At 72.8% G+C, this 12,669-nt stretch carries 10 protein-coding genes; 1 reads left to right on the top strand and 9 read right to left on the bottom strand.

Annotated features, from left to right (window positions below; genetic code table 11):
• Positions 1-59: 59 nt before the first annotated feature.
• From ACQPY4_RS22955 to ACQPY4_RS22925, 7 genes are all read right to left on the bottom strand, one after another.
• A complete protein-coding gene (locus ACQPY4_RS22955; protein ID WP_433323841.1) occupies positions 60-1,334 on the bottom strand; it encodes an extracellular solute-binding protein in 1,275 nt (424 codons plus the stop codon).
• Positions 1,335-1,502: 168 nt separating this feature from the next.
• Complete coding sequence (locus ACQPY4_RS22950; RefSeq protein ID WP_433323839.1) at positions 1,503-2,066, bottom strand: AAA family ATPase; 564 nt, start codon at positions 2,064-2,066, stop codon at positions 1,503-1,505.
• Positions 2,063-3,133: an enolase C-terminal domain-like protein gene (locus tag ACQPY4_RS22945; RefSeq protein ID WP_433323837.1), complete on the bottom strand. Its 1,071-nt coding sequence runs from the start codon at positions 3,131-3,133 to the stop codon at positions 2,063-2,065. The genes ACQPY4_RS22950 and ACQPY4_RS22945 overlap by 4 nt, the downstream gene beginning before the upstream one ends.
• A gap of 72 nt (positions 3,134-3,205) precedes the next feature.
• A complete protein-coding gene (locus ACQPY4_RS22940) occupies positions 3,206-3,634 on the bottom strand; it encodes a hypothetical protein (protein WP_433323835.1) in 429 nt (142 codons plus the stop codon).
• 25 nt (positions 3,635-3,659) lie between these two features.
• Positions 3,660-5,168 (bottom strand): LCP family protein, encoded by a 1,509-nt coding sequence (locus tag ACQPY4_RS22935; RefSeq protein WP_433323833.1) that lies wholly within the window; start codon positions 5,166-5,168, stop codon positions 3,660-3,662.
• A 107-nt stretch (positions 5,169-5,275) separates the two neighbouring features.
• Positions 5,276-6,682, bottom strand: a complete 1,407-nt coding sequence (locus ACQPY4_RS22930) for an LCP family protein (RefSeq protein WP_433323831.1) — start codon at positions 6,680-6,682, stop codon at positions 5,276-5,278.
• A 119-nt stretch (positions 6,683-6,801) separates the two neighbouring features.
• Positions 6,802-8,238 carry a GuaB1 family IMP dehydrogenase-related protein gene (locus ACQPY4_RS22925; RefSeq protein ID WP_433323829.1) on the bottom strand — a complete coding sequence of 479 codons (1,437 nt, stop codon included), beginning with the start codon at positions 8,236-8,238 and terminating at the stop codon, positions 6,802-6,804.
• A 738-nt stretch (positions 8,239-8,976) separates the two neighbouring features.
• On the opposite strand from ACQPY4_RS22925, the gene ACQPY4_RS22920 reads away from it, so the two are divergent.
• Positions 8,977-9,888 carry an Lrp/AsnC family transcriptional regulator gene (locus ACQPY4_RS22920; protein WP_433323827.1) on the top strand — a complete coding sequence of 304 codons (912 nt, stop codon included), beginning with the start codon at positions 8,977-8,979 and terminating at the stop codon, positions 9,886-9,888.
• Between the two features lie 39 nt (positions 9,889-9,927).
• Here the strand turns inward: ACQPY4_RS22920 and ACQPY4_RS22915 are convergent, their stop codons facing one another.
• On the bottom strand, positions 9,928-11,532 hold the full coding sequence (locus ACQPY4_RS22915; RefSeq protein WP_433323825.1) for a Na+/H+ antiporter: 1,605 nt from the start codon (positions 11,530-11,532) through the stop codon (positions 9,928-9,930).
• A gap of 236 nt (positions 11,533-11,768) precedes the next feature.
• Positions 11,769-12,644: a LysR family transcriptional regulator gene (locus ACQPY4_RS22910; protein ID WP_433323823.1), complete on the bottom strand. Its 876-nt coding sequence runs from the start codon at positions 12,642-12,644 to the stop codon at positions 11,769-11,771.
• Between the last annotated feature and the right edge of the window lie 25 nt (positions 12,645-12,669).

Below are 12,669 nucleotides of genomic sequence, written 5' to 3'. Positions count from 1 at the left end.
CGGCCGGGGAACGGGACGGCGCCGCGCGCCCCGGGGCGGGGACGCGCGGCGCCCGGAGGTCATCCGGTGGCGTTGATGCCCTTGTCCTTCATCGACTTCAGGGTCTTGGCCTGGGCGTCCTGGAGCGCGCCGCCCAGCGTGGTCCGCCCGGCGGCGGCCCGGCCGAAGGCGTCGTCGATCACGGTGGCCGAGTCGGTCATGGTCGGCCCCCACTTCCAGCCCGGGTCGGTGTTGGCCGCGGCGTCCTTGAACACCTCGTAGATGTTCTGGCCGCCGTAGAACTCCGAGGGCTTGTTGGCCTCGGGCAGCTGCTGCCCGGCCTTGGCCGCGGGGTAGATGCCGGTCTTCTCGATCAGGTTCTTCAGGCTGCCGGGGTCGGTGGCGAACCAGGTGGCGAACTCGGCGGCCTGCGCGGGGAACTTGCAGCCCTTCAGCACCGCGTTGGGGGAGCCGCCCTCGTTGCCGGCGGCCTTGCCCCCGGCCTGCCACTGCGGGGTCGGGGCCACGGCCCACTTGCCCTTGGTCGCGGCCGCGTTCTCCTGGATCAGCGTGTTGAGCCAGACGGCGCCGATCGCGATGGCGGTCTTGCCGCTGCCCAGGCCCTTGTACCACTCGGGGCTGAACGCCGCGTCGGTGCGGACCAGCTTCTCCTTCAGCAGGCCCTGCCAGTAATCGGCGACCTTGAGGGTGGCGGGGTCGGCCAGGCCGACCTTCCAGGAGTCGCCCCGGGTCTGGAACCACTTGCCGCCCGCCTGCCACGACAGGCCCGCGAACCAGTAGCTGGAGCTGGCGGCGGTCGGGAAGCTGGTCAGCGAGGAGGACGGGTCGGCCTTCTTCAGCTTCTGCGCCGCGGCCTTGAACTCCTCCCAGGTCTTGGGCACCTCGATCTTGTGCTCGGCCAGCACGTCCTTGCGGTAGTACATCGCCTGCGGGCCGATGTCGACGGGCACCGCGTAGGTCTTGCCCTCGAACTGCGCCTGGCTCCACGACCAGTCGGTGAACTGGCTCTTGGCCTTGTCGGCGTGCGCGGAGACGTCCTGGACGGCGCCCTCGGACAGGAAGCTGGGCAGCGACTCGTAGCCCACCTGGGCCAGACAGGGCGCGTTCCCGGACTTCACCGCCGAGAGCATCTTGGAGTAGCCGCCCTTGGCTCCCGGGGGGATCTCGCGGTAGGTCACCTTGATCTCGGGGTGGCTGGCGTTCCACGCCTTCACCGAGTCGGCGTAACCGGGGGCCCAGCCCCAGAACTCGAACGACGCGGGACCCTTGGAGCCGCCGTCGCCCTTGTCGTCGTCCCCGCCGCAGGCGGCCGCCAGCGGTCCGATGAGCGTCATCGCAGCAGCACCGGCGGCAAGCCGGGACACAACTCGTTTGTTCCGCATGACGTACCTTTCGAGCGCAGACCGCGTCGCCGAACGTTCAGCGACCGTTGGCGAAACCCAACCCCTTTCCGCGCTCGGGCTCCATGGACAAAGGGGCGCGCCTTCTTGCATTTCCGTGACTTAGCGTAGCCCGCTGACCTGCGGCTCCAGGGCCACGGGGGCGCCGAGCCGGTTGTCGATCTCCACATGCGGGACGGGTGGCGGCTCCTGCGGCCGCATCCGGGCGGCGAACTCCTCGAACGCGGCCAGCTTGCCGGTGTCGCGCGGCGACCCGCGCTCGGTGAGGCGGTGACGCAGCGTGGCGGCGTCGGTGCGGATCCACACCAGCCGGACGGGGTCGCCGCCCAGTTCGTCCACCCAGGCGGCCCACCGCTCCGGCGAGCGGATCTGGCCGGTGAAGGGGCCGCCGAGCAGCACCGGGCAGCCGTGCGCGCGGATCTCGCGGGCGGTCGCGGTCATCCCGCCGTACTCGTGCGCCTTGACGTGCTCGTCGTACCAGGGCCCCTCGCGCTCACCCGGGTCGCGGCCGTGCGCCGCCAGCGTCGCGGCCACGAAGCCGCCGTACATCGTGTCCTTGTCCAGCAGGGCCGGGACGGGACGCAGCCGCGCCAGAAGGAGCCGCGCCACGGTGGATTTGCCGCAGCCGGGCGGGCCCGCCACCACCCAGACCGGGGCGCCGGTCACGCGGGCAGGCGCATCCGGCGGCTCGCGAGCCTGACGATGCGCTCCTCGTCGATCTCGTGCCCGAGCCCGGCCTGGGTGAGCGGCACCCCCACCACCCCGCCGGACGAGCGGACCGGTGGCGACACGATCGCCGGGCCGCCCGCCGGGTCGGACACGTCGCTGGGCAGCGTGCAGCCCGGCATCGCGGCCAGCGCCACGGCGGCGGCCTGGCCGATGCCGAACGGGCCCGCACCGGTGCACCAGATGTCCCAGCCCGCCGCGCACGCGCGGTCGTGGGCGCCGCGCGCCGCCGTCAGGCCGCCGAGCACCCCGATGCGCAGGTTGAGCGCGCGGCCCGCGTTCAGCTCGATCGCGGCGGCCAGGGTCGCCAGGTCCGGCGCCTCGGGCGCGACCGCCGCGCCGACCCGCAGCTGGAGCCGGGCATGAGCGGCCAGATCGCCCGCCGGGAAGGGCCGCTCGATCGCCAGCAGCTCGTACCCGTCGAGCGCCTCGAGGGCGTCCAGGTGCTCGGGCGTCTCGCGGTAGGCGTGCCCGCCGTCGGCCACGACCGCCAGCGCCGGATAGGCGCGCCGGATCTCGCGCAGGGGCTCGATGTCCCAGCCGGGACGCACCTCGACCGTGATGCGCGTGTGCCCCGCGCCCACCGCCTGGTTCACCCGGCTGACCACCGTCGAGAGGATCGGCTCGGGCGTGAGCGTCGCGCCGGTCACGATGGAGGTGCGGGTGCCGCCCAGCGCGTGCGCCAGCGGCAGCCCCCGCGCCCGGCACCACAGGTCCCAGCAGGCCATGTCGATCGCCGCGGCGGCCGGATGACCGCCCAGGTCGGCGGCCGCCGAGACGTCCTCGGGACGGTCGAGCTCCAGCCCGATCAGCGCGGGGCCCAGACGCTCCTCGATGTCGGCCCAGACGGCCTCGGCCGCGGGCGCGGCGTCGCGTCCGGCGGGAAGGGGGGCCTCGCCCCAGCCCACCGCGTCCTGGCCGCCGGTCAGGCGCACCAGGACGCTCTCCGGGCGACGGCCGCGCGGCATCGTCACCCGGAAGGCCTCGCAGCCGTGGATGAGGGGCACCCCTACCAGCCCTTCTCGCTCGTGGTCAGTCCTCTAATGATCCCCCCTTCGGGGGCATGCGAAGACCGCCGGTCACGTGCGCCAGCGCGGAGCGCGCCTGGTGTAGCCGCCGTCGTCCAGCCCGGCGAGGCGCTCGAAGGGGTTGTAGGAGGCGTAGTCGCCGCACACGGCCTTGGAAACGCCCGCGCAGACCAAGTAGAGGGGGATCATCACCGGGCCCAGGAACAGCGCGTACTGGAGCGCGTGGCGTCCCTCGTGGCGCAGCAGGCGGGGACGTTCCAGCAGCTCGGCGGGCTCGCCCCGGAACAGCACCACGTCGCCGACGGTGAAGGCGTGGGCGGCCGGGAGCGGGAGCCGGTACCCGCCCGCCACGATGAGCCCGCCCGGTGCCCTGGTCAGCCCGGACGTCCGGCGGGTGCCGGCCGAGGCGAGCGCGAGCCCGAGCGGCGTGGACAGGTTGACGGCGTTGACCACCTGGCGCAGGCGCTGCGCCCGCCTCATCGGGCCTCCTCGGCTCGCTGCGGGGTCAGGGGCAGGTGGCGTCCAGGGAGACCGGCTTGGTCTGGCTCGTGGGGCTCGCCGACGGCGAGGGCGAGGTGCCGCCCGGGCCCGTGCTCGGGCCCGTGCTCGTCGAGGGCGAGGGGCTCGACGTGGTGGGCCGCGAGGTGGTGCTGGGGGAGGTGGTGGCGTCGCCCGGCGAGCCCTGGACGGCCTTGGCGGCCAGGCGGCGGATCATCGCCAGGTCGGGGTTGCCGGTGCTCACCAGCGGCGGGACGAACTGCAGACTGTTGATCTTCGCGCCGCCCTTGACCCGCTTGGACAGCGAGATCAGCGCGGGGAGCAGCTCCTGCGGGATGTCGGTCGACAGCGCGCGCTTGGTCGCGGCCGCGAGCCGGTCGAACTTGGTCAGGATGGTCTGCGGGTCGGCCTGCTTGGCGATCGCCCGCATCAGGCACTTCTGGCGGCCCATCCGGGTGTAGTCGTCGCTGTTGGTGCGCGAGCGCCCGTACCAGAGCGCCTCCTTGCCCCCCAGCGTCCGCTCGCCCGCAGCCAGGATCGCGCCCTGCTGCCCGTAGGGGATGGGCTCGGGGATCTTGACCTTCACCCCGCCCATCGCGTCGATGATGTCGGCGAAGCCGAACATGTCGACCAGGATGTAGTAGTCGACCGGCATGCCGAGGATGCCGGAGATGGTCTTGCGCAGCAGCTCGGGGCCCCGCTGGTTCTTCACGGCGCCGGGCACCATGTCGGGGTGCTCCTCGGCGTACTGGTAGACCTCGTTGAGCAGGCCGGGCGTCCCGGCGCCGTCGCCGGTGAAGCCGTAGGGGAACCGGTTGCGCGCCGGTCCCTCGGGCATCGGGAAGTTCTCCAGGTTGCGGGGCAGGCTCAGCAGGACGGTGTCGCCGCTCTTGGTGTCGACGCTGGCCAGCGTCATGCTGTCGGTGCGCACGCCCTCGCGGTTGGCGGCGGCGTCGCCGCCCAGCAGCAGGATGTTGACGCGCGGCTGGTTCTTCCACGGGTCGCTGGCGTCGATGTGGCGGCCGTTGTTGTTGCCGCTGCGGAAGATGCTGGTGAGCGCGTCCCGGGCGACGTAGGTGTTGTAGGCGCTCCAGGCGACCGGCACGGCGACGCCGAAGCACAGCAGCGCGACCACGGTGCCGCCCGCGATGTGGCCCGCGGGCGACAGGGCGCCGGGACGCACCGTCTGGTAGGAGTGGACGACCACCGTGATCCAGATCAGGCCGAGCAGGACGAGCCCGCCGACCATGGCCGACAGCCAGTCGGGCTGGACGGCCAGCTCGATCAGCTCGTCGCGGTAGAGCGCCGCGGCGACGGCGGCTCCGATGCCCAGGGCGACGAACACGCCGAGCAGCACGCCTCCGGCGACCCGGCGGCCGGACCAGAGGTGGGCCACTCCCCACACGAAGGCGGAGGCGAGGGTGAGGGCGAGCGCACGGGGGAGACCGTGAGCATCGTCAGAGGCCGGCTCCGGGTCCGCCTCGGCGGTACCCCGGTCGGCCGTTTGACTCGCCATGTAAGCTCCGATCCCCCACCCACGGTGATTCCAGACCCAGACTTACATTATGGACGCGCAAAACCGGCTAAAGGTTGCGTGGGCGGCGGAACGGAATCGGGCCACCGTCAGGTGCAAGTCTTGTTCAGCATATGCACGCGCGACACGCCGGGGGAGTCCGAGCCCGATTCGGCGATGGCCCTGGCGGTGAGCCCGCGAATGGCCGCGTAGTCCGGCGCACTCGCGTTGACCAGGGGCGGGACGAACTGCAGGCTGGTGATGTCGGCGCCCTTCGCCCGGACCGAGAGCCCGGCGAGATGGGGCAGCAGCCCGCGCGGAATGTCGGTGCTGACCGAGGCGCGGAACACCCGCGAAAGACGCTGGAAGCTGCGCAGCACGGTCATCGGACTGGCCTGCCGGACCAATCCCCACATGAGGCATTTCTGGCGACTCATTCGGCTGTAGTCGCTACTCCCCGTGCGCGAGCGCCCGTACCAGAGCGCCTCGCGGCCGCTCAGCCTGCGGCAGCCGGGGCGCAGCACGCCGCCGGGCACCTGCTGCCGGGGAACGGGCACCGCCCGCTCCACGCACACACGGACGCCGCCCATCGCGTCCACGATCTGCCGGAAGCTGCGCATGTCGACCATGGCGTAGTAGGGGACGGGACGTCCCACGATGCGGCTCACCGTGCGCTTGAGCAGCTCGGCCCCCGGGTCGCGCACCGGGCGGCCGAACGCCGGAGGGTGGACGCTGCCGTGGTGGTAGACGGCGTTGAGCAGTTCCTTGGCCGGGAACCTCGCCCGGGTGGCCGGGACGGGCACCTTCTGGAGGTTGCGCGGCAGCCCGAACAGGACGGTGTTCCCGGTCCGGGTGTCGACGCTGGCGAGCGTCATGCTGTCGGTGCGGATGCCGACCCGGCCGACGTCGGCGTCGCCGCCGATGAGCAGGACGTCCAGGCGGCGCGTCCGGGCGAAGGGGTCGGCCTGGGGGAGCGCGGCGGGTGCCCCGGCCGCGGCGGGCTCCTCGGCGAAGACCCCCTCGACCAGCTCGCGCTGGAGCTGGCCGTAGCGGGCGGCGGTCAGGGCGGGCGCGGCCGCCAGCAGGCACAGGGCCGTCGCGGCGATCCCGCCGCACACGCGTCCGGCCGGGGTCAGGGCCTCGGGCCGCAGCACCAGGTAGGAGTGCAGGGTCAGCAGCGCCCAGAGGACGCCCGCCAGGACGCAGACGCCGACCAGCGTCGCCAGCCAGCCCGGCCGGACGGCCAGCTCGATCAGACCCGATCGGGTCCGGCACACGATGACCACGACGGCCGTCAGCGCGAGGCCGTAGGCCAGCAGGAGCGCGGTGCCCGTCCGGACCCATCCGGCGCGCAGGTGGGCGAGCCCGGGAAGCGGGGCCGACAGGGCGGTCAGCAGCAGGGCCTCGGCCAGCGAGGGGGCCCGGCGGGGCGGCGGCGGGGGGAGATCCGGAGGCAGCGCCTCCGGTGCCGCGGTGTGCGCTTCGAGGCGCGCGCTGATCGGTCCACCGTCGTACATGACAGCCCCCTTCAGGGACGGAGATCCACTTCTCCGCCCTGAAGGGACAGCGTGCAACCGAATGGTCGCCCTGTGTTAATACAACTTCGGCGCGTCGCCTTATTGGGCCGCTCGCCGGCTCACCAGCTGGTCGACAGCGGCTTGCCCTCGGCGTAGCCCGCCGAGCCCTGGATGCCGACCGTGGCCCGCTCGTGGAACTCCTCCAGCGTGCGGGCACCCGCGTAGGTGCACGAGCTGCGCAGCCCCGCGACGATCGAGTCGACCAGGTCCTCGACGCCGGGGCGCTGCGGGTCGAGGAACATCCGCGAGGTGGAGATGCCCTCCTCGAACAGCGCCTTGCGGGCGCGGTCGAAGGGGGAGTCGTCGGCGGTGCGCAGCCGCACGGCCCGTGCGGAGGCCATGCCGAAGCTCTCCTTGTAGAGACGGCCGTCGGCGGCGCGCTGCAGGTCGCCCGGCGACTCGTAGGTGCCCGCGAACCACGACCCGACCATCACGTTGGCCGCGCCCGCCGCGAGCGCGAGCGCCACGTCCCGGGGGTGCCGGACCCCGCCGTCGGCCCAGACGTGGCGGCCCAGGCGGCGCGCCTCGGCGGCGCACTCCAGCACGGCGGAGAACTGCGGGCGGCCGACACCGGTCATCATGCGGGTGGTGCACATGGCGCCGGGGCCCACGCCGACCTTGACGATGTCGGCGCCCGCCTCGATGAGGTCGCGGGTGCCCTCGGCGGTGACCACGTTCCCGGCCACCACCGGGACACTCGGGTCGAGCCCGCGCACCGCCGCCAGCGCGCTGATCATCTTGTCCTGGTGGCCGTGCGCGGTGTCGACGACCAGCAGGTCGGCACCGGCCTCCAGCAGCGCCTTGGCCTTGCCCGCGACATCGCCGTTCACGCCGACCGCGGCGGCCACGCGCAGGCGCCCGGCGCCGTCCACGGCGGGCTTGTAGAGGGTGGCGCGCAGCGCCCCCGTACGGGTCAGGATGCCGGTGAGGCGTCCCGAGGCGTCGACGACGGGGGCCAGGCGGTGCCCGCGCTCGTGCAGCCGGTTGAACGCCTCGCGGGGGTCGACCGAGCCGGGCAGCGTCACCAGGTCGCGCGACATGATGTCGCGCAGCTGGGCGAAGCGGTCGACGCCGTGGCAGTCGGCCTCGGTCACCACGCCCACCGGACGGTCGTCCTCGACGACGATCACGGCGGCGTGCGCGCGCTTGGGCAGCAGGGCCAGCGCCTCGCCCGCGGTGCTGCCCGGCCCGAGCCGCAGCGGGGTGTCGAAGACCAGGTGCCGCTGCTTGACCCATCCGATCACATCGGCCACGACCTCGGCGGGGATGTCCTGCGGAACGACCGCCAGCCCGCCGCGCCGCGCGATCGTCTCGGCCATCCGGCGGCCGGAAACGGCCGTCATGTTGGCCACGACCAGCGGGACGGTGGTGCCGCTGCCGTCCACCGTGGCCAGATCGACCTCCAGGCGCGACCCGATCGCCGACCGGCGCGGGACCATGAAGACGTCGTTGTAAGTGAGGTCGTGGGCGGGGGGCCCACCGTTCAACAGGCGCACGGCTCTTCTACACACCAATCGCTGACGAAAGTGGCTGGGCAACGGTACATCGTGATCTATACCCGGGCGGATCGGCGCGAAGCTCCGCGCGGCCCTCGCCGAGCGCCCCGCCTTCACAAGGCGGTCAAAGGACCACGATCCGTTCCGTCAAAGGATCACCGGATGGTGACGATGCGCTGGCCTCGGGGAGGCCTTCGGCCCCGATCCCGTGTCAGAGCCGTGACAGGGGGTGAGTGAAGGGCTCAGTGGATGCCAGTGCAACGTGAGGTTTAGCTCTCTGTAAAGTTACCTCTTGACGATCCTGCGCCAGCAATGCAGTTTTCTTACATGCGCCCCTCGCGGACGATCAGCGCCCGTCGAGGGTGTCGCATCAGGACACCGGGAGAAGCACATGCAGGTCACGCCCGCGAAGCCGGTGTGCCGTGCCCCCGCGCGTCCTGGCCCCACCGGGCGTGCGTCCCCATGCACGCTCCGCCGTCGTGATGATCAACACGTGGGCGGAGGCCGCCTCCGGACGCCCTTCCGGCCCCCCGAACGGGTGATCTGGTCCGCGTTGTGCTGCCGCCACGCTTTACCCGGCGCCGAATTCGGCGCTTCGGCGGCGGTACGCCGACGCTTCCACGGTTATCGGCCATGACGGACACAAGCAAGATCAAAATTTGACGATTGACCGTCCGGAAATGGAATGATCTTTCAGTTGCCGACACACCGATACAACGCATGTCGAGGAGGAGAGCCGTGCTGGATGCGGTCGACGCCGTGCTCGTCCGCGAGCTCCAGCGGGATGGGAGGGCGACCTTCCAGGCCCTCGCCGATCGCGTCGGGCTGTCCCGCACGGCGGTGCGGGCTCGCGTGCAGAACCTTCTCGAGACCGGAGTCGTCCGCGTCGTCGGCATCGTGCATGCCGCGGTCGTCGGGGCGGAGGCGATCGGGCACGTCTCGATCGCCGTGGACGGCTCGGCCCGCAAGGTGGCCGACGCCGTCGCCCAGCGCCCCGCCGTCAGCTTCACCGCCCTGACCGCGGGCCCGCACGACCTGGTCGCCCAGGTGCGCACCCGCGACGACGCCATGCTCGCCGCCGAGGTCGACCAGATCCGCGCCGTCCCCGGCGTGCGCTCGGCCGAGGTCTTCCGGTCGGTCTCGACCGTCCGCGACACCCACGCCGTGGTGCGCGAGCTGGGCGACATCACGCTCGACGACATCGATTGGAGGCTCCTGCAGGAGCTCCAGCGCGACGGCCGCGCGCCCTACACCAGGCTCGCGCACATCATCGGGCTGTCCCAGGCCGCGACGCGGGCCAGGGTGGTCAGGCTGATGCGCTCGGGCGTCATCCAGGTCACCGGGCTGGCCGATCCGCACGCGCTCGGCGCCGCCGAGCTGGGCGGCTTCGGGCTGGTGGTGACCGGCGGGCTGCGCCGCGTCGCCGAGGCCGTGGCCGAACAGGACGGCGTGCGTTACCTCGCGACCGGTTTCGGCCGCTACGACATCGTCGGGCAGGCCGAGGCGTCCTCGCGTGCCGAGCTGGTGGCCGTGATGGACGCCATCCGCTCGGTGCCGGGCGCGACCGTCCGCGAGTCGTGGCACCACCTGGACGTCGTCAAGGAGTCCTACGCCGTCGAGCTGCCCGACAAGCCGCTCAACGGGTCCTGAACACCGGCCGCCGTCCCCTCCCCGGGGCGGCGGCCCAGGTCAGTCGCGGCTGAGGGCTACCTCCTCCAGGGCGAGCTCGTGCAGGACGCGGGTGAGCACCTCGTCGTCGATGCGGCGCTCGTCGCGCATCGCCACGAACACCGCCCGCTCGGCGGCCAGCATCTCCAGCCGCAGCCGCCGGTAGGTCGAAGTGGGCACCTCCTCGCCCTCGGGACCGGTGCCGCCGCCCAGCCGCTCCCAGGCGCGCAGCTGCCGGTGCTCGGCCAGCTGCCTGAGCCGCTCGACCACGTTCTCGTCCGGCGGCACCGGCTCGGCCGCCACCAGCTCCTCCAGCCGCCGCAGCGCGGCGTTGGCCGCGGCGTGCTGCGCGCCCGCCTCGGCCACCGCGTCGGTGTGGCGCTCGCCCTCCCCGCCGATGCGCAGCAGCCTGATCAGCGCCGGGAACGTCAGGCCCTGCGCCAGCAGCGTGCCCAGCACCGTGGTGAAGGTCAGGAAGAGGATCAGGTCGCGTCCGGGGAACGGGTGGCCGTCCTCGTCCACCAGCGGGATCGCGAACGCGGCCGCCAGCGACACCACCCCGCGCATGCCCGCCCAGGCGACCACCACGTGCCCGCGCCAGTCGACCCCGGCCTCCCGCCTGCGCACCCGCGCCGACAGCCACAGCGGCAGGTAGGACGCCGGGAACACCCAAACGAAACGCGCCGCGACCGTGACCGCGAACACCACCACGGCCCACAGGGCCAGCTCGCCGGTCGAGTACCCCGACAGCCCGTCGATCACCGGCGGCAGCTGGAGCCCGATGAGCAGGAACACCACCGTCTCCAGGATGAACGTCAGCACCTTCCACACCGACGTGCCGATCAGCCGCGTCGCCGCCGGGGAGTCGGTGAAGCGATGGCCCAGGTAGAGCCCGCTGACGACCACCGCGATCACGCCCGAGCTGTGCAGCGCCTCGGCCACCAGGTACGCCGCGAACGGCGCCACCAGGACGATCGCGTTCTCCACCAGCGGATCGTCCAGCCGGGAGCGCAGCCAGTGCAGCGGCGGCCCGAGCAACAGCCCGACCGCGGCGCCCGCCAGCGCCGCGAACGCGAACCGCCCGGCGCCGTCGGCCAGCGTGAACCCCGCCCCCGCCGCGGCGGCCACCGCCACCCGGAACGCCGTCAGCGCCGTGGCGTCGTTGAACAGGCTCTCCCCGACCAGGATCGTCACCGTCCGCCGGGGCAGCCCAAGACGCTGCGCCACGCTCACCGCCGCCACCGCGTCCGGCGGCGCCACGATCGCCCCCAGCACGAACGCCGCGGCCAGCGGCAACTCGGGGATCATCAGATGCGCGCCGTACCCCACCGTCAGCGTCGTGAAGAGCACGAGCCCGACCGACAGCAACCCGATCGGCCGCACGTTCTCCCGCAGATTGAAGTACGAGCTCTGCCACGCGGCCGAGAACAGCAGCGGCGGAAGGAACACATACAAAACGAACTCGGGATCGAGCTCGAACTCCGGCACCCCCGGTGCGGACGACACCAGCAGCCCCGCGATCACCAGCACCAGCGGCGCCGAAACCCCCACCCGCCGAGCCAGCGCCGCCACCAGCAACGCGCTGACCGGCACCCCGAGCAGCCAAAGTGCGTGTGTCGCCTCCACCCACCCGATCATGACACGCCCCCCACCGGCCCACCCCACCCGGGCAGAGCCCCAACCCGGCGAAGGCCGCCTGCTCACGTGCTCACGGTGGAGACGGCCGGGCCCGCGTGCTACTCACACACCGACGGAAGTGGAACTCGACTTGGCGGAGTGCGCATCGTTCGCGGGCCCGCGGCGGAGCCGCGGGCCCGCGAACGATGCGGTGTTCTTTCGGGCTGCTCGGTGAAAAACGCGGGTCAGTGGTGGGGGTCGCGGGGGGATTCTTTGGCGAAGTTCAGGAAGTCGCGGGCGACGGGGGAGAGCTGGCGGTGGGCGTGGACGAGGCCGATGAGGCGGCTGATGGGGGGCATGAAGGAGCGGATCACGACGCCGTCGGCCTCCTCGATCTGGTTGCGGTACCAGAGCAGGGAGCCGAGGCCGGCGCGGACCCAGCCGAGCCAGGAGGCGCGCTCGTCGGACTCGATGGCGGGGACGGCGCTGGCGCCGATCTTGTCGAGGAGGGCGTCCATCTCGGCGCGGCGGGCGCTTCCCTTGGCGGGCAGGATCAGGCGCATTCCGTCCAGGGCCGAGTGGGGGACGGGTTCGCGCAGCCGCAGGGACGGGGGCGAGATCAGCACGACCTCGCGTTGCTCGAAGGGGTGGGCGGCCAGGTCGCCGGGGACGGGCAGGTCGGTCAGGGCCAGGTCGGCGCGGCCCGCGCGCAGGGCCGAGGCGACCGCCTCGCGGCTCTCGCAGCGGACCACCCGGACGCGGACGGCGGGCTGGTCGCGGGCGAAGCGGGGGATCAGGCGCCCGGTCAGCTCGGGCTCCAGCGAGGTGGTGGTGGCCACGCGCAGCTCGGCGCCCCGGCCGTTGGCCCGTGCCACCGACAGGCCCTCGATGGCGTCGACGGCGTCCAGCGCGACGCGGGCCTGCCGGACGACCTGCTCGCCCACGGCGGTGAGCACCACGCCGCGCCCGGACCGGGCGAACAGCTCGACGCCCAGCTCGCGTTCGAGCTCGCGGACGGCCCTGGACAGGGCGGGCTGCGCGATATACAGCGCCTGGGCCGCCGACGTCATCGTCCCGTGGTCGGCGGTGGCCACGACATAGCGCAACTGCCGCAGGTTCATGTCTTGACTGTATGACTACGAACCG

This window comes from Spirillospora sp. CA-294931 (assembly GCF_050946795.1).
GTDB lineage: Bacteria > Actinomycetota > Actinomycetes > Streptosporangiales > Streptosporangiaceae > Spirillospora.
Note: the sequence above shows the minus strand (reverse complement) of the source record. Positions and strands in the feature narration are given on the sequence as shown.

What these genes read in the sequence shown, in the direction of transcription:
- ACQPY4_RS22910 (WP_433323823.1), bottom strand. Translation starts at nt 12,644, where the DNA reads ATGAACCTGCGGCAGTTGCGCTATGTCGTGGCCACCGCCGACCACGGG.
- ACQPY4_RS22955 (WP_433323841.1), bottom strand. Translation starts at nt 1,334, where the DNA reads ATGACGCTCATCGGACCGCTGGCGGCCGCCTGCGGCGGGGACGACGAC.
- ACQPY4_RS22940 (WP_433323835.1), bottom strand. Translation starts at nt 3,634, where the DNA reads ATGAGGCGGGCGCAGCGCCTGCGCCAGGTGGTCAACGCCGTCAACCTG.
- ACQPY4_RS22930 (WP_433323831.1), bottom strand. Translation starts at nt 6,682, where the DNA reads ATGTACGACGGTGGACCGATCAGCGCGCGCCTCGAAGCGCACACCGCG.
- ACQPY4_RS22935 (WP_433323833.1), bottom strand. Translation starts at nt 5,168, where the DNA reads ATGGCGAGTCAAACGGCCGACCGGGGTACCGCCGAGGCGGACCCGGAG.